The organism is Candidatus Kirkpatrickella diaphorinae, assembly GCF_025736875.1.
GTDB classification, from domain to species: domain Bacteria; phylum Pseudomonadota; class Alphaproteobacteria; order Acetobacterales; family Acetobacteraceae; genus Sorlinia; species Sorlinia diaphorinae.
The window spans coordinates 2018430-2041651 of record NZ_CP107052.1 but is presented as its reverse complement, the minus strand read 5'-3'; the positions used below and the strand labels follow the sequence as shown (position 1 = coordinate 2041651).

The 23222-nt window shown below is 55.8% G+C and carries 17 protein-coding genes; 4 read left to right on the top strand and 13 right to left on the bottom strand.

The annotated features are described in order from the left end of the window. Positions 1 to 167 precede the first annotated feature (167 nt). The 5 genes from N5W20_RS08975 to N5W20_RS08955 all read right to left on the bottom strand — a co-directional run bounded on the left by N5W20_RS08975 (position 168) and on the right by N5W20_RS08955 (position 7994). Complete coding sequence (locus N5W20_RS08975) at positions 168 to 2006, bottom strand: glycoside hydrolase family 15 protein (RefSeq protein WP_319806800.1); 1839 nt, start codon at positions 2004 to 2006, stop codon at positions 168 to 170. A 48-nt stretch (positions 2007 to 2054) separates the two neighbouring features. Further along, positions 2055 to 3563, bottom strand: a complete 1509-nt coding sequence (gene zwf, locus N5W20_RS08970) for a glucose-6-phosphate dehydrogenase (protein WP_319806799.1) — start codon at positions 3561 to 3563, stop codon at positions 2055 to 2057. Positions 3564 to 3650: 87 nt separating this feature from the next. Continuing rightward, the gene (locus N5W20_RS08965; protein ID WP_319806798.1) at positions 3651 to 5225 is read right to left on the bottom strand and encodes an efflux transporter outer membrane subunit; all 1575 of its coding nucleotides are present in this window, start codon (positions 5223 to 5225) and stop codon (positions 3651 to 3653) included. A gap of 56 nt (positions 5226 to 5281) precedes the next feature. Beyond that, positions 5282 to 6862, bottom strand: coding sequence for a DHA2 family efflux MFS transporter permease subunit (locus N5W20_RS08960; protein ID WP_319806797.1), 1581 nt, complete (start codon positions 6860 to 6862; stop codon positions 5282 to 5284). Between the two features lie 10 nt (positions 6863 to 6872). Next, a complete protein-coding gene (locus N5W20_RS08955; RefSeq protein ID WP_319806796.1) occupies positions 6873 to 7994 on the bottom strand; it encodes an HlyD family secretion protein in 1122 nt (373 codons plus the stop codon). A gap of 941 nt (positions 7995 to 8935) precedes the next feature. Between N5W20_RS08955 and N5W20_RS08950 the strand changes: the two genes are divergently transcribed. After that, positions 8936 to 9304, top strand: coding sequence for a hypothetical protein (locus N5W20_RS08950; protein ID WP_319806795.1), 369 nt, complete (start codon positions 8936 to 8938; stop codon positions 9302 to 9304). A gap of 34 nt (positions 9305 to 9338) precedes the next feature. On the opposite strand, the gene N5W20_RS08945 is transcribed toward N5W20_RS08950, so the two are convergent. Continuing rightward, positions 9339 to 10121 (bottom strand): sulfite exporter TauE/SafE family protein, encoded by a 783-nt coding sequence (locus N5W20_RS08945; RefSeq protein ID WP_408869400.1) that lies wholly within the window; start codon positions 10119 to 10121, stop codon positions 9339 to 9341. A 183-nt stretch (positions 10122 to 10304) separates the two neighbouring features. On the opposite strand from N5W20_RS08945, the gene N5W20_RS08940 reads away from it, so the two are divergent. Together N5W20_RS08940 and N5W20_RS08935 are read left to right on the top strand one after the other, a co-directional pair. Continuing rightward, the gene (locus N5W20_RS08940; RefSeq protein ID WP_319806794.1) at positions 10305 to 11807 is read left to right on the top strand and encodes a leucyl aminopeptidase; all 1503 of its coding nucleotides are present in this window, start codon (positions 10305 to 10307) and stop codon (positions 11805 to 11807) included. Then, on the top strand, positions 11804 to 12271 hold the full coding sequence (locus N5W20_RS08935) for a DNA polymerase III subunit chi (protein ID WP_319806793.1): 468 nt from the start codon (positions 11804 to 11806) through the stop codon (positions 12269 to 12271). Before N5W20_RS08940 ends, N5W20_RS08935 begins: the two co-directional genes overlap by 4 nt. Before the next feature lie 33 nt (positions 12272 to 12304). Here N5W20_RS08935 and xylB read toward each other — a convergent pair whose 3' ends face one another. The 7 genes from xylB to N5W20_RS08900 all read right to left on the bottom strand — a co-directional run bounded on the left by xylB (position 12305) and on the right by N5W20_RS08900 (position 21451). Continuing rightward, positions 12305 to 13783 carry a xylulokinase gene (xylB, locus tag N5W20_RS08930; RefSeq protein ID WP_319806792.1) on the bottom strand — a complete coding sequence of 493 codons (1479 nt, stop codon included), beginning with the start codon at positions 13781 to 13783 and terminating at the stop codon, positions 12305 to 12307. 92 nt (positions 13784 to 13875) lie between these two features. Next, positions 13876 to 14604 (bottom strand): SDR family oxidoreductase, encoded by a 729-nt coding sequence (locus tag N5W20_RS08925; protein ID WP_319806791.1) that lies wholly within the window; start codon positions 14602 to 14604, stop codon positions 13876 to 13878. 325 nt (positions 14605 to 14929) lie between these two features. Continuing rightward, positions 14930 to 15700: an SDR family NAD(P)-dependent oxidoreductase gene (locus N5W20_RS08920; protein ID WP_319806790.1), complete on the bottom strand. Its 771-nt coding sequence runs from the start codon at positions 15698 to 15700 to the stop codon at positions 14930 to 14932. Positions 15701 to 16366: 666 nt separating this feature from the next. Beyond that, positions 16367 to 17368 (bottom strand): FecCD family ABC transporter permease, encoded by a 1002-nt coding sequence (locus N5W20_RS08915; RefSeq protein WP_319806789.1) that lies wholly within the window; start codon positions 17366 to 17368, stop codon positions 16367 to 16369. After that, entirely contained in the window at positions 17365 to 18336 is a 972-nt protein-coding gene (locus tag N5W20_RS08910) for an ABC transporter substrate-binding protein (protein ID WP_319806788.1), read from the bottom strand. The genes N5W20_RS08915 and N5W20_RS08910 overlap by 4 nt, the downstream gene beginning before the upstream one ends. Beyond that, on the bottom strand, positions 18333 to 19082 hold the full coding sequence (locus N5W20_RS08905) for an ABC transporter ATP-binding protein (RefSeq protein WP_319806787.1): 750 nt from the start codon (positions 19080 to 19082) through the stop codon (positions 18333 to 18335). Before N5W20_RS08905 ends, N5W20_RS08910 begins: the two co-directional genes overlap by 4 nt. Then, a complete protein-coding gene (locus N5W20_RS08900) occupies positions 19079 to 21451 on the bottom strand; it encodes a TonB-dependent receptor (protein WP_319806786.1) in 2373 nt (790 codons plus the stop codon). The genes N5W20_RS08905 and N5W20_RS08900 overlap by 4 nt, the downstream gene beginning before the upstream one ends. 312 nt (positions 21452 to 21763) lie before the next feature. Here N5W20_RS08900 and N5W20_RS08895 point away from each other — a divergent pair, with 312 nt between their 5' ends. Beyond that, positions 21764 to 23209, top strand: a complete 1446-nt coding sequence (locus N5W20_RS08895) for a catalase family protein (RefSeq protein WP_319806785.1) — start codon at positions 21764 to 21766, stop codon at positions 23207 to 23209. Positions 23210 to 23222 lie beyond the last annotated feature (13 nt).

Sequence of the window (23222 nt, the reverse complement as noted above, 5' to 3'; positions counted from 1 at the left end):
CACCCGGAAGGGCAATAGCGGACCGTCCCCAATAGACCCTTTGGTCAAGAGGTGAACTGCGCTATGCCTAGCACCACATAACGCGTGCCGCAAACAATAGAATGCAAAATTTCGAATCCGTGAATAATAGGGATTAAGTTTGTCCCATTTAGACGTGATAATGACTATCATTCACTATTTCGATCCCCGGATTTGGAGAAAGCTTTATCAAGGTATTGGCCACACCGAATAAGGGCAATATGCGTGAAGGCCTGTGGGAAATTACCAAGATGTTCACCTGAAGGGCCGATTTCTTCAGAAAATAACCCGACATGATTGGCGTAAGATAGAATCTTTTCAAATAAGAGACGCGCCTTTAACAAATCACCCGTGCGGGCGACGCACTCGATATACCAGAAGGAGCACATTGTAAACGTGCCTTCACTTCCTGATAGACCATCCCCCGCATGGTCATCCTTGCCGTCATGATCCTTCTGCGTGCGGTAACGATAGACATGACTGTCATCAAGCAATTGCGCGCCAACCGCCTCCAGAGTCGACAACCAGCGTGGATCATGATCGGAAATGAACCCCATAAGCGGCATCATCAGGCATGAAGCATCAATCGTCTGCCCGCCTTTATATTGTACGTAATAACCCAGTTCCTCATCCCAGAACCCGGTTTGGATATCATTATATATGGCGCTGCGTTCCCGCACCCAGACATTGATCGCGCAAGGCAGGCCGCGTTTCTGCGCCAGACGGATCGCCCGGTCAAACGCCACCCAGCACATGACGCGTGATGTCAGGAAATGCCTTCGCCCTCCTCGGACTTCCCAGATGCTCTCATCTTCCTGATTCCAGTTGAAACAGAGCCAGTCGATCCCCTCACGCAGGGCGCGCCATGCTTCCCAGCTCAGCCTTTCACAATTTTCATCAGCATGAAAAATCGCGTCCATGATTTCGCCGATGATATCGAGCTGGAGCTGACCTTCCGCCGCATTACCGATACGCACGGGGCGGGAATCGCGATAACCCCTGAAATGCTCCAGCTCAGTCTCGGACGTCATGGGCTGGCCATCAATTGCGTAAAGCACTTTCAGCCGCGCCTGGCCGGGATGCGCCTCGACCCGCCGCGCATGTACCCAGCGGATGAAAGCCGTCGCCTCCTCCTTATGGCCGGTCTGCATAAAGGCATAAACCATAAAGGACGAGTCGCGGATCCAACAGTAACGGTAATCCCAGTTCCGTTCGCCGCCGACATCTTCCGGGAGGCCGAAAGTCGCCGCCGCAACCATTGACCCTAGTTCATGCGATGTCAGAAGCTTGAGCGCCAGTGTGGAACGGATGATCTGATCATGCCACCGCCCATGATAATCTGAGCGCGCCACCCAGTCGCGCCAATAACTATCCGTCTCTTTAAAGAGCGAGACGAGCATTTCATCATCTTCACAGAAATTCTCTTTCTGCGTTTCCCCATCCAGTGAGAAAAACGCAACCTTGTCGAATTCAAGGCCGAATTCGGCCACGACATCATTGCCTTTGACAATCAATTTGACGGTCGAACACAGTCGCAATCTCGGGAAGAGCGGGTCGTCCGGCTCAAAAATCACCACATGGGATGATAATTGATGCACTTTATGGCCCGTGCGCGCGTAATTAAAGCGCGGGGCGCAGCGCATATCGAACCTGATACCGCCGCGTATCGCTTTCACGCGCCGGATCAGACGCTGCGTCTGGGAAATCGGCGCCGGCACCATGAAATCCGAAATCTCACTCACGCCGCTGGAGGAGAGGACCCGCGTGAGAATGATATTCGTATCCGGCATATAAGCCTGGCGATATGACCCATCCTTCAGGACCGGCTTCAAGGTAAAACTCCCGGCTTTCTCCTCCAGCAAATGTGCAAAGACACTCGGGCTGTCAAACCGTGGCCAGCACATGAAATCAATGGACCCGTCAAGGGCGACCAGCGCTGCCGTGCGCAGATCCCCGATGACAGCGTGGTCTTCGATCGCCATAGCCATGATGCGACCCCCTTTTTAGATACAGCGTCCCTGCGCTTACCGTTCGGTTCAGTCAATGAGCGGAAGCCACGACCTCCCGTCACGTTCAAGAAGCTGATCCGCTTCCTTCGGCCCTTGATCACCCGCAGCGTAAAAGCAGAGCTTACGATTTTTGGGCGGATTGACGCTTTCCAATGCTGCCCAGCCCGCTTCAATCGTGGCCGCGGACTGAAACAACATCTGGTCACCGCACATGCAATCATAAAGCAACGCTTCATAACCAACATTGGCGCGGCTTTTGAAAAAATCATCATAGCGGAAGGTATTCTGCACCGGGGTCGTGACCTCCTCCAATCCGGGTTCCTTCACCATGAAATGCATGGCCAGGCCACGGATCGGGTCAAGCTGAAACCTGATGACATTCGGCATCGCGTCCGCTGAACCCTGCTTGAAAAGCTGATAAGGCGTCTTTTTGAAGATGACCGCAACTTCCGTCTTCCGCGCGGCGAGGCGCTTGCCGGTGCGCAGGTAAAACGGGACACCCGCCCAACGCCAATTATCAATGTGGAGCTTCAGCGCCGCGTAAGTCTCGACGTCACTCTTCGGATCAACATCCGGCTCATTCCGGTAGGCGGGCCGTTTTTCACCTTCAACTTTCCCCGCCCGATATTGCGCGACGACGAAATCCTTGACCTTGATCGGCCGGATCGCATCAAGCAGTCGCGTTTTCTCTGACCGGACGACTTCCGCCGCGAGGGAACTGGGCGGCGCCATACCTGTGATGCTCAGAAGGACAAAAAGGTGATTGGGCACCATGTCGCGCAGCGCGCCCGTGCCCTCGTAAAACTTCCCGCGTTTTTCAACGCCAATCGTTTCGGCCGCCGTGATCTGGACGTGGTCGATATATTCCTGCCGCCAGAGGGGCTCAAATAAAGTATTGGCGAAACGGATGGCCATCATGCTCTGGACGGCTTCCTTACCGAAAAAATGATCAATACGGTAAATTTGATCTTCACGCGCATTGGCCAGCGCGACTTTGTTCAGCGCCTTGGCGGAAGCCAGATTATGGCCGAAGGGCTTCTCAATGATCACTCGGCGGAAAAAACCATCCTCCTCGAACAGCTTTGCCTTGCCCAGACTTTTAAGGATCGTCCCGAAAAACTGGGCGGCCACCGCGAAATAGAAAATGGCAGAGTTATGGCCCAAAGATGTGGCAACGCGCTGATAGATTTCCGACTCCGTGATGTCGCCTGCCAGAAATTCGACATTTTTCATCATTTTCTGCCAGACGCTCTTATCGAGGCGCCCATGGGCAAATTCACCGGCCTTGTCTTTGGCAAAGGCGGAAATCTCATCGAAAAGATGTGCCGACCATGCTTCCGACGTCATCTCCATACGGTCAACGACGATGATGCGGAATTTCCGCGATAAAACATCCATCGCCGCCAGATCATAGAGTGAAGGCACAAGGAGGCGTTTCGTCAGGTCACCACCACCACCGAAGATGACGAGGGTGCAATCCGGTGCGCGACGCGGAACATCCGCCTTAGACGTGGAAGACTTCGTCTGACCGGTCATAAACCGTCTCCTTAAATATGGGATATTATGTGTCGCTGCCTCTTCTCATGCTATAACGCGCGTTAACTTGCGCAAGATCAAGCCCCATCACCTCGAAGTGAGTTTGTCATAAGTTTTTGAAGTCAAAGCGGATTTCGCGGCTTCTTCCGGCGCGATATTCTCCCAGCCACCGCCAAGCGCATTATAAAGGCGCGCGAGATTGGCCGCGACCGTCATGGAGCTGTCCGCCACCTGCATCTCTGCATCGAGAAGCGCCTGCTGGGCGGAAAGAACATCCAGATAAGTGACGAGGCCGGAGCGATATTGATCTTTCGCCAGGTCAAGCGCACGACGCGCCGCCGCGGAAGCTGAGACCAGGCCCTGATGGCGCTTCTGCTCATCCCGATAGGCCACGAGCGCGTTATCGACATCCCGCCATGCGCCGAGCACGGTCTGGCGATAGGTGATGGCCGCTGTCTTTTCGGCATATTTGGTCAGCATCAGATTGCCGCGCAGGCGCCCACCCTGGAAGATCGGCAGGGAAATGGAAGGACCGACATTCCATGCCCGCGCATTCCAGAAGCCGAGATCACGGAAGGACAGGGTTTGAAGCCCGAAATCGGCGCTGATGGTGACTTTCGGATAAAACTCCGCCTCGGCCTCCGCAATATTGGCGACCGCCGCATGGAGTTGCGCTTCAGCCTGCCGGATATCCGGGCGACGCCGCACAAGGTCAGATGGAAGCCCGACGGGCACGCGCGGCGGCACGACCGGGATGCCCGCCGTGCGCTGCAACTCATCATCGAGGGAGCCTGGCGGCAGACCCAATAAAAGGTTGATGGCGTTGATCTGCTGCGTGACGCGCTGCTCCATCTGGGCAATCTGCGCTGTTGTCGTGTCAAGTTGCCGCTGTGCCGATGTGACGTCTAATTCCGTCACCAGCCCGACATGCTGACGCTCCCGCGCGAGGTCCAAGGTCCGCTGCGCGGTGGCACGGTTTTCCTTCAGGATGCGCAATTGTTCCTGCAAGCCGCGCAGGGCGAGGTAATCATAGGCCAGATCGGCCTGTTGCGCGATAATGACGGAACGCCTCTGCTCATCCGTTGCCTGCAACATGGCCTTGGCGGACTCATATTGTCGCGCAACCCGGCCCCATAAATCCAGCTCATATTGCGCGTCAATCCCGGTCTGCCACTGATTAAGCTGTGGCACGACAACTTTGCCGATGCTCTGGTCAAGGAGGGTGGCATTCTGCGCGCCCAGCGAGTCTTTGCTGTTCTGACCGATCTGGGAAAGAGCCCGCTGGAAAAACTTCGTACTATATTGAGAGCGCTGATAACTGCCCATCGCGCTAAGAGACGGGTAGCGCCCGGCACCCGCGATCATAAGCTGGGCACGGCTTTGCGCCAATTGCGTCGTGGCGCGCTGAATATCGAGGTTCTGAGATGCGAGGCGTGCTTGCAGGGACGATAATTCAGGGTCGTTGAAGAGGCCCCACCAACTTGCCGCCGCCGGGTCCTGCGTCGTGCGACTTGTCACCCCCGCCTCACCCCCGCGCTGGGGCATACGATACTGGTCCGGCGTCCATGGTTTGGGACGATGGAATTTCGGCCCGACGCAGCCCGACGTCAGGATGAGCGCCATGGCGGGGAGGAGCGCTAATTTATGGTAAGCACGGCGCATGACGCAGCGACCCTTCATAAATGGCATTTGCGATAAAAACAGATGAGGGGCGGATCTCAATGCATGCCTCCCTCGCCGCTGCTTTTTTCCGCAGTTGGCGAAAACAGGAAGCAGAACGGCACGACGCAGAACGCCAAGATGCCGATCTCCATAAAGACCTGGTTATAGGCAAGCATCGAAACCTGCTGTCGGAATGTCTCATATAATTGATGCGTCGCGTAGGAAGATGCCTGACTTGCAGACATGCCCACTTCCATTGCGGCGCGTTTCACGACAGCGAGATAATTCTGAAACGCCTGATGATAAGGTGTCATGTCATGGACGATCAGACTTTGGCGCTTTTGCTGGGTCTCAATCACAAAAGCCGTGGCGAATGAAATCGCGAGCGAGCCGATGTAATTGCGCGCCATGCTGAACATAGCGGACGCATCGGCATTAAGATGTCGCGGCAATGTCGAATAAGCGATGGTGGAAATCGGCACGAACAGAAAAGCCAGCGCCGCCGTCTGAAAAACACGGCAGAGAACGAGAAAATTATAACTCGTCGTGGGCTGAAGCTGCGCCGAGTAAAAAAGGGAGCACCCCATCAGGAAGAAGCCGAGCGCGATGATGTTGCGCGTCTGGAATTTTCCCATCAGCTTCCCGACAATCGGGATCAGAATGATGACCGCCACACCCCCTGGCGCCAGCACCTGGCCTGAAAGGGTCGCGGTGTAACCGAGTATCTGTTGCGCAAATTGTGGGACAATAATGGCCGCAGCGTAAAGCAGCCCCCCCACCATCGCGATCAGAAACGTGCCCACGGCAAAATTGCGGTCTTTGAAGATATCGAGATTTAGAAGCGGGTTTTTTGCGGTGAGAAGCCAGATGATGGAAGCGATGACGCAGAGGAGACCGATCACGGCCATCGTCACGATAAAGCGGGAATGGAACCAGTCATCATCCTCACCACGATCCGCCATGACTTCCAGGCAGCCGAGGCCGAGCGTGATCAGTGTCATCCCGATCACGTCGATACGCTCCCGCTCCGGCTTGACCCAGGGTGGATCTTCTACAAGCGCGTAAACGCCGATCAGCGTCAGAATGCCGAATGGCACATTGACGTAAAAAATCCAGCGCCAGGAGAAATTATCGACGAGGTAACCGCCCAGGAGCGGGCCGAGAATGGGGGCTACGACAATGGCAATGGCCGTTAGCCCGAATGCAGCGCCGCGTTTTTCAGGTGGAAATGTGTCGAGGATGATCGATTGCTGTATGGGCTGCAACCCGCCACCAAAAAATCCCTGCATCAGGCGGAAAATGATGAGCACAGGCAGGCTGTCTGACAATCCACACAGGAATGACGACACGGTGAACATCAGGATACAGATCAGGAAGTAACGTTTGCGCCCGAAGACTTTGCTGAACCATGCGGAGATTGTCAGCACCACGCCATTCGCGACAAGGTAGGAGGTTAGCGCCCACGTCGCATCATCATATGAACTGCCGAGCGCACCGGAAATATGCGGCAGCGCCACATTGATGATAGTGGTGTCGAGAACCTCCATGAAGGCGCCCAGCGTCACCACGACCGCGATCAGCCACGGATTATATTTGGGGCGCCAATTTTCCTCGTCGCTGGCCGAAGCGTCGGTCATCTCACCGCGCTCACTTCACGTAAACGGTGGGGATGACGGACACGCCGAGTGGGAGGGGATGATCAGGGTCAAGACCTTTATCGATCAGGATCTTGACTGGCACACGCTGCACGATCTTCACAAAGTTACCCGTCGCATTCTCAGGCGGGAAAGCACTGAAAGCAGCGCCCGCGCCGAGCTGGATTGAATCGACATGCCCCTTGAGATGCAGGGATGGATAGGCATCGACGCTGATCTCCGCCTCCTGGCCCGGCTTCATTTTCGTGATCTGCGTTTCTTTGTAATTGGCCACAACCCAGACTTCAGGCGCGACGATTGAGAAGAGTTTCTGCCCTGTCTGGACAAAATCGCCCTGCTCAACATTACGCTGCGAGATCCAGCCATCGTGTGGGGCCCTGACCTGCGTCCACTCCATATTAAGTTCTGCAAGCTTCAGATTGGCCTCAGCAACTTTCAGGGAGGCGCGTTGCTGCGCAAAGATATCTTCCTGATTTTTGATGCTCGGCTGGACGGGTCGCGCCTGCTCAAGCTGACCTTCAGCCTGGATGACACGCGCACGCGCCTGCTCCAGCGCTGCTTTGGCGTAATCAACATTCTGCTGCGTCGTCGCCGCGCGGGAGACGCGTTGCTGGCGTTTAAAATCCGTCTCAGCCTTGAAGAGGTCGGCTTTCGCGGCGGCAAGCGCACCCTGCGCCGCGGTGAACTGCCCGGGAAACTTCTTGGACGCGACGATCAACTGATTTTCAGCGCCGGACAGGTTGGCTCTGGCCTGCGAGAGTGAGGCCGTCGCCTTATCAAGGGACGCACGGTAATCCCGGTCATCGATCGTGAGCAGAACCTGGCCCTGCCTGACAAACTGATTGTCATTAACGCGCAGATCGGTCACGTAGCCGTTTACGTGTGGCGCAATGCTGATTTTGCGCCCCTGCGTATAGGCATCGTCGGTCTCAATATGGTTCCGGGTAAGAAACCAGTAGAAAAGCCAGACCACGGCAATAAGAATAACGCCCGCGATCAGGAGCTTTTTCGTCAGAGGGCTGAGGCCTTTCTTTTTTTTGTCCTTCCCCTCGTCCGGCTTGTCATCCTGGTCGTTCTTCGCCGGCTCCCGGTCCTGCTGGCTGTTATCCGTCATTCAATGTACCGCGTCCCAGCGGCCCCCCGTCGGCGAGTCAATTTCGACTGGCAAAATGTCATCTTGAAACAGATCTCCCGCCAATGACCCTCGACCGGCTTGCGCATACCCATTTGGAAGGGGAAGCCTTCTTGTCGGTCTGGAAGAAAATCTGCGACTGTAAAGTCCGCTAAATTGCCGGTACTTAACCATGCGCGTCAAGAGGAGAGGCAAGACAAGTCGCGCAGGGCGGCCCTTCGCGCGCCTTTAATCAGGCCCATTTTGTCGCGCCGGGAAAGAAATTATCCTATAATGAGGGCGTTACGTATCGTCAAATTCCGCAGTCCTGAAATACCGAATATATCTGCCCGATTGACGATGTCGCGGACGGAGACTGGTTCGCTTCAAGCCCATTCCTTCGATGGATGAGAGATCACGACAACTCGATTTCAAGGTTTTGTGAACGCCGCGCATTTAACTGTCGAAATCGAAGCGTTAATGATTGCTTGACGCGACGATCCAACCGCCTTGTTTAACCGTTTCTGCCATAGACTGTCCATCCTCTAAACAACCGGATGACGAAGGCCCACTTATCGCGGATTGGTCAGGCCACCTCTATGACCAGGCGACAGGTCGCGCCTCAGCTCAAGAACGCGACACGGGGTTGCAGAATTAAGATACAAATGTAAATATTAATTTAATAATGGGTTCGGACATCTTAATTTTTTAGGGGAATTGCGTGACGAAATGTCTCAAGGGCGACGCCGATCAACGCGCATGAGATTTCCGGGGTGGAGGAAAGAGTGAGCCTGCGAGACGCGCGAAGGCGTTGCAGCGTTGCCGGTCATGGTGCCGGGAAATTATTTCCGTCGGTGCATCACGTCACCCCCCCTCGCGTGGCACGGCGCTGACCTGCAGATGCCGGACATTGCGCGATTTGATGAATGGAGGATGTGGGCAAAGTGTACAAAGAGATAATCCAGAATATCGTGCAGGAATGGACGTTGTTTAACCCAACCATCGGGCCGTTATCGCCACCACCGCATGATTTCGTCACAGAGGTTTCTCGGGAAATCAGCCGTTTTTCTCAAGCACCGGGTTCACCGCCAGCATTTTCCCTGCAAGGGAAATGGATTGTCGCAACATCCTCAGCGGATATACCCCATCCTTTCGATCTACACGATCTCGCCATTATTATGGGATTCATTCTCAGAGACCGGCAGGGTGCGGCGGAAATAACACCCTCACCCCGCCATGATTGCGGTCATCGAGACGTGGTTTTCGCCAATGCCATGAAAAGCATTTCATTTCCCGGATTGAACTTCCGGTAAGTCAGGTTGACGGCAGCGATTGGGCTTGAACCCTTTATGCCGTCACGAGCTTGAAACCGATGGCGAAAAGCACGACGCCCAAAACAGCCTGCTGAAATCTCGCGGGCATCACATCGATCGACAGGCTTCCCAACATGACGCCCGGGATTGACCCGGCAAGCAGGGAGGCGAGCAGTGACAGGTTAACCGCGCCGAACCACCAATGTCCCAGACCTGCCACGAGGGTCAGTGGCACGGCATGGGCGATGTCGGCGCCGACCAGCCTTGCGAAATCCCGTTTAGGATAGAGCATGATCATGGCAGCGAGGCCGATCGCGCCCGCGCCGACGGACGATATCGTGACAAGAGCGCCCAGCGCCACCCCAAGCAGGACCGTCAGTAAGGTGACGTGCCGATCTTCCAACTGACGTCCGCGATTTTGAGCCCAACGCTGTATTTCACGTCGAAAAAGCACGCTCGGCGCCGTGATCAGCAGGGCCACGCCAATGGCGTGGGTCATGAAATGCGCGACACCGTCGGACGGGGCCCCGACGCCGTGCAATATGGCCAAAGTGATGAGTGTCGCCGGGATACTGCCCGTCGCAAGCAATCTCACAATGGACCAGTCGACCGTCCTTTGACTCCCATGCACAAGGGTGCCGACAGATTTTGTCATCGTCGCAAAAAGGAGGTCAGTGCCGACAGCCGCCTGAGGATGAATACGGAAAAACAGGATGAGGATCGGCGTCATGAGGGACCCCCCACCCACGCCCGTCATCCCAACCAGAAATCCGACCAGCAATCCTGAGAATGCATATGCGTAATGGAATTCAGTCAAACCCCTAAAACCTTTATTCTTGTCGCCTCAAGAAAATGGAGTATGCCTGCGCTGGAAATTAATTTCACTATTTTTGTTGTTTATATTTTTGCCGCCTCGCGCCCGTCGAGTCTGTGCTGGCTTGCCTTAAAACGGGAGTCAGTCGATATTGATACGAAATAAATCTAACTTGGAAAGCGCGAAATGTTGGAAATTCAAGTTAAAGCCGCAGCAACAATTTTTGAAGCTGAGCATGGCACGCAAACCGGACGTTATTTTGCCATCCTGATCCCTCAGGATGACGATCTATCTTCCGGAATATGCGAAATGCTTGATCATCGAACCAACGGTGCCCTGCGTCGCGCTGCGGAAATCACAAAATTTAAAGGCGAGCGCGATCAATCTTGTACGCTCATCGCGCCCTGTCCTGAAATCGCCCAGATTGTTCTTGTCGGATATGGTGAAGAGGCGAACCTCACCCCCAACCGTATCGAGAACGCGGCCGCCCTCGCCGTCTCCCTGTGCAAAAAGGCGGAGTCCGTCAGCATGGCTTATGTCGGACGTGCCGAGACATTCGCCGCCCATGCGGCTTACGGCGCCACTCTGGGGCAATACCGGTTCTCGCGTTACAAGCATGATGCGGAACTGGCCGCGTCGCTGCGCAAGCTTGACCTGTTTGTCGAAGATATTGACGCGACAACAAAACAATGGGCGCGGCTTCAAAGTATTGCGCTCGGCGTTTTCCGGACGCGCGACCTGGTGAATGAGCCGGGCAATATCCTGCATCCGCCGGAGTTCGCCAAACGCATTGAAACGCTGCGCGATATTGGCGTCTCCGTGACGATCCTGACGGCGTCGACCCTCCGGGAACTCGGGTTTGGCGCGCTTCTGGGCGTGGCGCAGGGTAGTGACAAGGAAGCTCACGTCGCCATCATGCAATACACCCATTCCGACAATCAGAGTGATGCACCGATTGCCTTGATCGGCAAAGGCGTCACTTTTGATTCAGGCGGGATCTCCATCAAACCGGCAAACGGAATGGAGGAGATGAAGACGGATATGGGCGGTGCCGCCGCTGTGGTCGGCACGATCGAGGCTCTGGCGCGCCGCCATGCGCGTGCCAATGTCGTGGGTGTCGTCGGATTAGTGGAAAACATGCTTTCCGGCAACGCGCAGCGTCCGGGCGATATCGTCACCAGTTATGCCGGCAAAACAATTGAAGTTCTCAATACCGATGCTGAAGGGCGACTCGTCCTCGCCGATGTGCTTGCCTACACACGCAATATTTACCGTCCTCAGCTTATGATTGATCTGGCGACACTCACAGGTGCCATCGTGATAAGTCTGGGGCATGAATATGCCGGGGTCTTCAGCAATAATGAAACGCTCAAAACGCGACTGGTTGCGGCAGGCGAGACCTCCGGCGATGCGGTTTGGCCAATGCCGATGGGCCCCGCTTATGACCGCGAAATCGACTCCCCCATCGCGGATATGAAGAATATCGGCAGTCGCGCAGGCGGCTCCATCACCGCGGCGCAGTTCTTAGCGCGTTTCGTGGGTGACACGCCATGGGCCCATATCGACATTGCCGGTGTCGCCGCGCGCAATGACGCCGCACCAACCTGCCCGAAAGGTGCTTCCGGTTTCGGTGTGCGGTTGCTGGACCAGCTCATTTTCCTTCATGAGTCGGGTGAAAATCTCATATGACGGCTGAGATCGGCTTTTACCATTTAAGCCGATCCCGCCTTGACCAGGCGTTGGGGCAGCTTCTGGCACGCAGTCTGAGTGCGGGCCAGCGCGCCGTCATCCGATGTCGGGATGCGGCGCAGCTCCAATCCCTCAATGCGGCGCTTTGGAAATTGGATGATTCCCCGTGGCTGCCACATGGCAGTAAAGCCCAGGGCCAAGGGGAGCGTCAGCCCATCTGGTTGACACTTGATCATGACGTGCCCAACGGCGCGCGCTTTCTTTTCCTCATGGCCGGCGTCGAGACAGATGATGCCACGACGTTTGAGAGAGCTTTCATTGTTTTCGACGGCGCTGATGAAATCGCCGTGAGTTGGGCAAGGGAAAAATGGCGGGGCTGGGCCGCGCAGGATCTTTCCCTTTCCTACTGGCAGCAGACGGAGGATGGGTGGAAAAAACAGGCGGACACGCGGCAGAAAACATAGGGCGGGACCGTCCACTTACGAAACGCCTCCGCCTCACTTCGTCAGATGATGCTCCATCTCCGCCCATTTGCGGAGCAAAGGGTAGGATTGCTGGTAAAGCGCAAATTTCTCATCATAAAGCTGCCGCAATGCGGGGTCCGAGACATATTGATGCGCGACGTCCGGCTTCGTGCAAATGTCGGTTATCCCACCATCTCCCACAGCAAGCCGCGCCAGGCGCGCGGCCCCGAAGGCACCACCATAATCACCGTCTTTCAGGCATGATAACGTCATATTCATGACGGAAGCGATGATGGAAACCCATATGTGACTTTTAGAGCCTCCGCCCACCACCATGGCGCGGGTCACCTCGCCTTTTTCAATGCCGAGACCGCACGCCGCATCACGTAACGAGAACGCGACCCCCTCAAGCACGGACTGCGTCATCTCCGCGCGTTTGACGGCGCGATCAACCCCGAGAAAGCTGCCCCGAATGAGGTCATCACTATGTGGCGTCCTCTCTCCTGACAGATAAGGAAGAAAGATCGGCCGCGCGGGACGTGTGATCCGGCGTGGTACCTCGTCAAGTAATTGCGCCTCCGATAAGCCGGTCACTTCGGCCCACCATCGCAACGATGACGCAGCGGATAAGGTCACGCCCATCTGGTGCCATCGGTCTGGAATCGCATGGCAGAAAGCGTGCAGCCCCCTGCTGGTCTCGGGCCGGAAGTCCCGCGTCGTGCGCCATATCACGCCGGACGTGCCGAGTGAGATGAAGCTGTCCCCGTTCTGAATCGCTCCAAGCCCGATTGCGGCCGCCGCATTATCGCCCGCGCCGCCCGCGAGCATGACGGCGTCGCGCATGCCCCAGCGTGTGACGAGAGACGTCTTCAGGCAGCAGGTCGGGTCGCTTCCCTCGACCAGTCGCGGCATGGCATCCAGGCTGAGCCCACATGCCGCCAGCGCTTCGGGAGACCATTTGCGATGCCGCACATCCAGCCAAAGCGTGCCGGATGCATCTGAGAGATCCTCGAACATTTCCCCACAAAGTTTGAAGCGCAACCAGGCTTTCGGGAGCAGAACCTTGCGGACCTGCCGAAAAACATCCGGCTCGTGGTTTCTTACCCAGATCAGCTTCGGCGCGGTGAAACCGGCAGCCGCGCGGTTTCCGGTCACGAGACGCGCTTCGGGAAAGCGCTCCTCAAAAATCTCACATTCCGCCTGCGCGCGCGTGTCATTCCACAAAATGCAGGGTCGGAGAACCTGGTTTGAAGCATCCAGCAGGACGGCGCCGTGCTGTTGGCCGGACAGCCCGAGCCCGCGCACTTTTTTCAGATCTTCCGGCCGTTCACGCTTCAGATCATCCAGAATGCGGCACAGTGCCTGCCACCAGGCTTCAGGATCCTGCTCCGACCAACCGCGATGGGGTGACTGTGCCTCAAGTTTTTCAGTGCGGGACGCGATGACTCTCTGGTCATGATCAAGAAGAAGCAATTTTATGCCGGATGTACCCGCATCGATCCCGATATACATGGCCCCTCCCTGACGTGGCCATGATGTTTGCACAGCAAAAAGGGCGCGTCCAGAACGCGCCCTTCGCACCTCGCTTAAACAGCAAAAGGATTTTAGACGTCGAAATTCTGCGGCAGAACCACGAGATCCCGCACAATAACGCCCTTCCGGCGCGTCAGCATGAAAATGAGCGCCTCCGCGACCTCAACCGGTTGCATGATGCCGCCTGAATCAAGGTTGGCTTTGACACGCTCCTGATCCCAGTCTTTGAGAAGCGGCGTCACGACCGGGCCGGGTTGGATGGCGGAAACACGCACATCATACGCGGCCAGTTTCCGGCGCGCTGTATGCACGAAAGCCTGAACCGCGTGTTTGGACGCAGTATAGACGGGCTCCGACACCATCGGCACCATGCCGGAGATGGAGCTTGTGATGACGATGTCACCGCTCTTCTGTTCCATCATCTGCGGTGCGACAGCGCGCACGCAGCGGAAGGCGGCGTTGATATTGAGATCAAGCATGCGATCCCAACGTTTCGTGTCACCTTCCCACGGCATATCTGCAACGTATGAGCCGGCATTGGCGTGAAAAATATCAATACGACCATGATTTTTCACGATCGTATGGACAGCTTTTTCAATGTCCTCATATTTCGTGAGATCGGCGATCAAGGCGTGGGCCTTGTCACCCAGTTCCGCCGCGCGTGCTTCCGCCGCCTTGGCGTCAAAATCAATGATGTAAACTTCAGCGCCGTTATCCAGCAAGTGGCGGACGCATTCCAGTCCAATTCCGGAAGCACCGCCTGTCACGGCGGCAATTTTATCCTTGAGTGACTGTGCCATATTTATTCTCCTGGGTATAAAAACCCTTTGACGACTCGTTAAACGAGTCTCTTCATATTGATTAAGCCAAAATTAAAACATTTTAAAGCCGAGGAATCACAAAATATATGTGACGCTTTTCGGTGCGCAGGGGCGACCCTAAAAACGGTCGCAGCTTTTCACGGCCAGCCGCGCAATCGGCGCCGGCCGTCCTGAAAACATTCTGTTTTAAGTTGTTCAGTCCAGATTTAACTGGGGCAGTTTCCCGCCTTATTGGCGGGAAAGCTGCGTCGCATCACGGGAAAAGCACCATGATGACGAATAGAATGATGTTGAAGCGTCGAACTTACAGCGCGGTGTAACCGCCATCGACGAAAACATCCTGACCATTGACCATATCGGACGCTGCCGACGCCAGGAAGAGCACCACATCGGCCACTTCGAGGGGTTGTGCAACGCGTCCGGCCGGCATGTTGCCGAGGAATTTCTTCAGTGCGGCTTCATCACTCCAGACTTCCGCACCCATTGATGTCCAGACGGCTGTCGGGCACGCGGCATTCGCCTGGATATTATGTGCACCCCATTCCGCCGTCATTGATTTTGTCAATGCATTCAGCGCCGCTTTGGAGGCACCATAGGCACTGTGATCCGGCATAGCGAAATTGCTGATCTGGGAGCTGAGATTGATGATCTTACCGCTTTTCTGCGCGATCATCCCCGGCGCAACGGCCCGTGCGAACAGAAATGCAGCGCGAAGATTGACGTTGAAGCTCGCATCCCAGTCATCAACCGGGAAATCGAGAAGAGAGCCGGAGATGCAGATACCCGCATTATTGACGAGAATATCGATCGCGCCCCATTCTGCGGTGACCTGGGCCACAACCTTCTCGCCCGCATCCACGGCGCGCAGGTCAGCGGCAATTGTCATGCATTTGCGGCCGTTATTCTCAACGATTTTGCGCGTTTCTTCGAGGGCGGCCACATCCCGGCCTACCGCCACGATATCGGCACCCGCCGCGCTCAACACGTCGCTGATCGTCTGGCCCAAACCTCTCGATGCGCCCGTGACCAATGCTTTTTTCCCGACAACCGAGAATCGCTCTGGAAGTGACCGCATGTGATTTTCCTTAACAAATTCTGAATTCATGCGCGGAATTTACAACTTATTGAGATTTTTGCAATTCTTAGTAACAAAATTGCCGATATGACCCTATTCCCAGCAGCATCATCTGTTTTATTCGACAGTATTTAATGCGGGAATTTGTGAGTTTTTCCCCATCTTCTCGGCCTCCTTCCGAAGATAGGCAAATTTCCGATCCCGGATAGCCGAATATAAAAATATTTTATAAATTCATTGTGCGCGATTACATTGGCATTTTGGCGAAGAAGATAGACCAGTCCCAAATTTTGTATTTAAATGATCCAGTTTCCATGATCGAGGACCATCTCGATCAATTTACTCTCGCCCTCCAATATTCATGATGAAATCGAACCTACATTTATATAAATCGAGTGAGAATTTATTCCAATCATGCTGTCGCGTCGATTTTCGAGATAAACGTCATATTTATCGGTCCCTGACCTATACAGATGTCATCTACAATCGAATAATGATTTTTATCTGACATACACAAATAACACTTTGCGCTGCCGAACACGGGAATTTTACCTCGCGACTCGCACCAACGCGTTCAAAACGCGAGTCGGTGTGTCGCTTCTCGCATTTTGTCCGAACGAAAATCTCACGAATCACATTATGATGAGACATGATAGCCTGACCGCCTCAAATACGCCCTCGCGCAACCATCCATCCCAGAAAGACACTTCCGATCGCGGAGATGACCACCCCGACCGGGAGTTCCTGATCGGGAAGCACAACGCGACCCGTCACGTCTGACGCGACCGCCAGGCCCGCCCCCATCAAACCGACAAGGGGCGTCATCTCAGTGATCGTCATGCGCCCCATCCCACGCACGAGATGCGGGACGATCAAACCGATAAAAGGGATCGGCCCGGTTATGGCCACCACCGCGCCGCATGAGAGGGCGCAAAGGAGGATCGTCTGCACGCGTAAACGTGACGTACTCACCCCGAGACTACGCGCCACGTCATCCCCCGCTTTCAGCGCCTCAAGGGGCAGGGCTTTGATTTTCAGGAAGAGAGACAGGATGGCGATGGCGCACAAGGCAAAGGGAAGTGTCCGCCAATCCGCTGCCGAAAAACTCCCCATTGTCCAGAACAGGATCGATTGCGCCGTATTCCGGTCCCCCGCATAAACCAGAAGGTCCGCGCATGTTGTGAAGAGGAAGGAAATCGCCACACCAGCCAATATGAGGCGACCTGGAGCGGCGAAGGGGCGATGATTGAGTTGGGAAAAAAGCAGGGTCATGAGGAAAAATGTTGCCAGGCCGCCACCGACGATCGCCCCGGTAAAAGCGGTCATGACGCCGAATTGATCACCGAAAAACACGATCATGGCGATGGCGCCCGCCGATGCCCCGGAAGACAACCCGAATAAATAAGGGTCGGCAAGTCCGTTTCGGGTGACGATCTGTAAAGCCATCCCCGCCCGCGCCATGACGATTCCCGCCGCGATCGCCAAAACCAGACGGGGAAAACGCAATGTCCAGATGATTTGCGCCGTCACATCCTGTGAGAAAGGCCCTGCAATCAACGCCGCGTAAAGCGCGTGCGGGCTGAAATGCACCGGGCCGAGGCTGATGCTGGCAAGTGCCAACGCGCAGGCACTTGTCCCGATGAGGGTGAAAAACAGAAGGCGCCTCACATTTTCTGGTCCGGATGCAGAAACCGCGCGAGTGCTTCGATCGCATCAATATTGGCCGGCCCAGGCGTGAGCGCGTCATATGGCAGGGCAATATAATGGTGATGTCTCACGGCGGGGCTCTGTTGCAAAAGCCGCTGATGGCGCACCCAATGCGCCTTCTGGGAGACGCCTTGCCCGTAATCGACAAATATCAATGCTTCCGGCTGTCGCATCGCCACCCGTTCCCAGCTTGTGCGCCCCCAATTTGTGGGGAGATCGTCGGCAATATTGCGCCCGCCCGCGAGGGTGATTATTCGCGAGGCCAATGCGTAGCGCCCCGCCGTCAAAGGAGCGTCCGTGCCCGAATCATAGAGGAAAACAGGCACGGCGCGTTGCCCAGCGATGCGTGCCCGGACCGCCGCAACGCGGGCTTTCATGGAAGCGACCAGAGATTGCGCTACATCCTGCCTGTCAAAGATGCGGCCCAGACGCAGCAGGTCGTTGTAAAGCAAAGCATCTAATGTGACGGGAAAATGCGGATGATGCCATTGCCGCAGACAGCTTTCCGACAGAATGATGGCGGGGACGTGATAGCGCGCCAATCTCTCCGGCGTCACGTCACCGCCTGGATTCATGCCGTAATTCCACCCCGCCACGAAGAGATCCGCATGGGATGCGATGAGCGTCTCCAGGCTTGGATAACGCGGTGCGCGCTCAGGCACGTTTCCACGCAGTTTGCGGAAAGAAGGCGTCTCTTTATTCCAGCCGGAAATACCGGTCACCCCGCACATCTCATTCTGGAGGTGCAGGGCGAAACCCATCTCCGCAATATTCACATCGTGGAAAATTGCACAATGTGGCTTTCGCGGAATGAGAATCTCCGCGCCGCAATTGGAAATGGTGAGAGGGTATTGAGAAGGCGCCGTCTCCGCCTCCCGCATCATCAGGAAGAGGAACAGGGGGAAGAAGGCGGCGCGCCAGCCTCTCATGGGTGCGGCGCGAAGATATAGCCCCGCCTCCGACCATCCACATCGATTTCCGTGGCGGACAAGCGCAACGCCGCCCTGAAATCATCAGACTGAAAAACGGCGTCAGGACGCGCATTTGCAATGAGAGCGCCCTTATCAAAAAGCATTATTTGTGATGCGAATTCCGGCACCAGGGTGAGATCATGTAGCACGCAGATGACGGTAATGGGCAGGTCCCCGAGCAAATGGAGGATTTTTATTCGCGACGCGACATCCAGATGGTTCGTCGGCTCATCCAGTAGAAGAATGCGGGGTTGCTGCGCGAGGCACCGCGCCAGCATGATTTTCTGACGTTCCCCGCCTGACAACGCGCCCAGCTGACGATCCAGCAGGTTGATGATGCCACACGTGGCGGCGGCTGCCTGCATCAGGCCCTCATGCCAACCCGGCACGGCCAGTCGCGCGAGGGAAATGTAATCCCTGGCCCGAAATGTCCCATCGGCCTCATCACTCTGCGGCAGGAAGGCCATCAGCCGCGCGATTTGCTGGCGGGGCATGTCCGATAGTTTCTGACCGTCAATCGCGACCGAGATGTGCGGGCTGCGATCCAGCCCGGAGAGAGCGCGGAGAAACGTCGTTTTGCCCGCACCGTTCGGACCGATCACCCCGATATGCGCGCCTTCCGCCACCTCCGTCATGAAAGGCTGCAGGATGGTTCGCGATTGACCATCCTGCGTGACCTCAATTCTGATGAATGGCGATGTCAAAATTGTGCCTGCATATTGAAGGAAAAAGCCCTTGGCGTGCCGATAATGACTTCTGACGGGTAACTCGTATCCGCCCATTGCACAAAACGTTTATCGCCAAGATTATCGATACGGCCGTAAAGGCGGATGTTTTTATGAACATCCCACGCTGCATAAATGTTGACGAGCGCATAATTATTGAGGGTTAGCGTGTTCGTGTAATTCCCTTTTCGGGCGGAGACATATTGCATGCCAGCCCCGAATTCGATCGGCAGATCTCTCGGGTGAGACCAGACACCCCAAAGGTTAGCCGTCATGCCAGGGACGTTCGGCACTTGCTTAAAGGTCGCGTTGACGCCCGGCGATGGCTGGAAGCCCGCGCCATAATGCGCATCTGTGTAAGCGAGATTGGCATCAAAGCGCCAATGCCGGTCAAGACGCAAATGCCCGGCCCACTCAATGCCGCGTGAGGTCTGCTCACCCGCATTGGCGATACTGTTCTGTCCGGTCGCCACGAGGATGTTCGTGCGCATAATGTCGTAAAATGCGAGTGTCGTCTCAAGATGGCCATGAAATGAAACGGCTTTCACACCGATTTCCCCTTGGCGACTGTGAGATAAAGCGGTGAAATTATTACGATTGGCGCGCAGAATATTGCCATTGGGCGGGTCTTCACCCGTCGCATAAACGCCGTAAAGGCTGATGCGGTCCGTGAGGTCGTAAACGAGACCAGCGCGATAATTAAATGGATTGAAGGTGCGGCTGAAACTTGAGATCGGGTCGAAAGCGCCGGATTGGCGGTAATTCTGCCGGTTCACCGTCAGCCAATCATAGCGGGCACCGACGACGATGCGGAGTTTGGGGAGAACCGTCCAGACATCTTCCATGAAAATAGCGGCGTCGGTGAGGGTCGCTGGCGATTTTGAATAAGGAAACTGCCCCGGAAACGGGCCGAAAGCACCGGCATTTGTCTGATCAATACCGACACTGTCCATATAAGGCGTTGGCGACGCCCCCGCATTGCGGATGAAGCGCAGATAATAAGCGTCGCCACCCAGAACAAAGCGATTAGGGCGGGAAAAAATGTGGTTTTTATAAGTCAGGTTCAGCGTATCGCCGACTTGATGCTGACTTTGATAAACATAAAACCGATCACGCGCGATCCGCCCTGGCGCGATTGGCTGCCCCGCACCGTCGGTTATGCCATTTGCAGCGACATAATTGTAATTTTCCGCATTTTCCCAGCGCCGTTTTGCGTAATAAAAATAGGCCTTATTATGGAATTCGAGGGCGCGGTTGGGCTGCCATGTCATATGCAGGGTCGGCATGGCGCTGACGGCGTTCGCGACCGGGTTGCGAATATTATAATTCTTCCACAACATGCCGCGCGTAACGCCCAATCCATTGGCGCTATGCAGTAACCCCCCAACGCGTTGGCCCGTGACGGAGAGCGGCACAAGCGGCGCGCCATAATAAGTCGAGAGCTTATCCGGAAGGTAATCCACGCCCAGCCGCGCCCGGAATTTTTCCGAGGGTGCCCATAAAATCGAGGCGGTCAGGTCATTACTATGCGGCGTTGCGCCTTCCACATATCCATCCGACGATGTCCGGCTGAAATCGATGCGCGCCGCCAGGTTTTTTGCGATGGGCGTTGAAACGTCGATCCCGGCATTGACCGAATTGAAACTGCCATAGCCCGCTTCAAGATTGATTTTCCGCTTCGTCAGATCGGGCTTGCGCGTCACCATATCAATCGTGCCGCCTACCGAGCCCTGACCATAAAGCATGGAAGCCGGTCCCTGCATGACCTGCATGGAGTCGAGATTAAAGCTGTTGAACGGACGCGTCACCATCGTCGACGGACCGAGATAAATGCCGTCACGCAGAACGTTGATCTGATTGGATAGAAACCCGCGCACCACAAATTGGCTGGGGTTGCCCGGCGCACCGCCCCATGTCACGCCCGGGGCCGCCGCCGCGGCGTCAGTCGATTTCATATAGCCGCGCGACGCCATCAGATCATGACTGACGACGTCGATTGTCGCCGGATTATGTTGAAGACTCAGCCCGAGGCGACCCCCGATTTCCGATTGCCGGGCAAGCGCATCTGTCCGCGCTTTAACTTTAATATGCTCATGCCCCCCGCAAACCCATCCCGAATCCCCGTTTGACGGGGCGGCGGGGCAGGAAGCGTTGCCGCATGGTGCGCTGGCCGCCGATTTAACGTTTCCCTTCATCATCTCGGCGCGCGGTGCCGGACATTCTGACGGGGCGGCGGCACGGGCGACATCCTCGAAACCGCACATGGCCGCAACGCCGATCAGGCTGCGCAACAGAATTTGAGGGAAATCAGGGCCCGGTTTGATCCGGCATATTTTCGTGAAATTCATGTTTCTCGCCAGTGTTTGACGGTCAATATGCGGTCCCGCCCCTCGGACACGCACGTGCAGGAGAGCTAACGTTATACAGTTTCAAAACTTCAGCAAGAGAGGTTAAGGAAAAATTTCCCGGGCCTTTTATCTTTCAGCAGGATTGCCATTCGGATTGTTGCGATAAAGTCGCAGAAATTAATTTCGCCGCGCCGCATTTAACCGAAACCCGCAGAAAACCGTGCCTCATACGTCACAATGTTAATGGCAAAATGCAACGAGTGACTTTGTCAACTGTTTTCCCTGCGGTCATTCATCACCAGGAGCAAAAGTGTGCGCAATGCCATCCCGTTCGATCCCGGGCTTGAACACAAGTCAGATGATGAGGAAAAAATACAGGACGGCCTGTTATCCACCATCGTCAAGATTGAGAAACTTGTATTCAGAAAGCGCGCCCGTGCGGGTCGCGGCGTCCATGTCAAAAGCATTGGATTGCTGCGCGGCATCCTGACCGTCCATGATGATCTCCCGCGGGAACTGGCGCAAGGCCTGTTCACCAAACCGGGTTCCTACGAGGCGACGATAAGGCTTTCCACAATTCCTGGTGACCCGCTGCCTGACACCGTGTCGGTCCCGCGCGGATTTGCCGTCAAGATTGCGGGTGTAAAAGGCAAGCTTTTGCCTGAGGCAAAAAATCATCAGGTGCAGGATTTTCTCTTCGCGACGGGGCGCGCCTTCTCCGCCCCTTCGCCCAAAAAATTTCTTCATTCCCTCAGGCTGCTCGCCCTGACGACAGAGCGCATGTTATGGATGAAGACGACGATGTCACGCGTCTTCCGACCGATCCAGAAGGTCGCGACCCGGTTTGGCCACCCTGTCACCCCGCTTGACGTCCTGGGTGGCCACGTGCCGACTCACCCTTTGGGCGAGTGTTTTTTCACGCAGGCGCCGATCAGGTTCGGCCGTTATGTCGCGAAACTGGGTATATTCCCTGAGTCTGAAAACTTTCAGGCCCTCTCCAAAAAAATGCTGAACGTTGATTCCGACCCGGATGCGTTGAGAAACGCCGTCGCGGATGTTATGCGGCAGGAGGGCGGGAGCTGGACGCTGCGCGCGCAATTGCGTCGGGATGAGGAAATGAATCCCATTGAAGATGCGTCGGTCGTCTGGCCGGAGGAGAATAATCCCTATCTGATTGTGGCGACACTCACTGTGCCTCCTCAGGAAGGCTGGTCGGAGGAATTATCCCGCGCCATTGATGACGCACTCTCTTTCGCCCCCTGGCATGGGCTGATTGAACACCAGCCGCTCGGCGCTGTCATGCGGGCGAGACGGCGCGTCTATACGCGGGCCGCAGCATCCCGCAGCGCGATGAATCAACGGCGCGTCTATATCTTCCCACCTTGGATGACGGAGCCGAAAAAGCCCCGCAAGGCCGCCGCCAAGCCGAAGAAGGCCCCTGAAGCCACGTCAAAAACGGCCGAAAATCCGGTAAAGAAAGAAAACCCGGCCGTGAAAGTCGCCGCGAAGAAAAAAGCGGCGTCTGCAACCAGATCCCCGGTGAAAGCCGCGCCCAAAAAAGCTGTGAAAGCCCCGGCTAAAACAGCGAGTGCCCCAAAGAAGAGCACAGCGAGACCCGCCGCGAAAACATCGGTCAAGGCAACCGCCAAATCGTCATCCAAAGCGACCCGCAAAGCCCCGAAACCTGCGCCCCGACCGCGCAGTCCGGCAAAAGCGGCGCCTGCCAAAGCCGCCAAAGCACGGGCCAGACATGATTAGCGCGCTCGCCCCG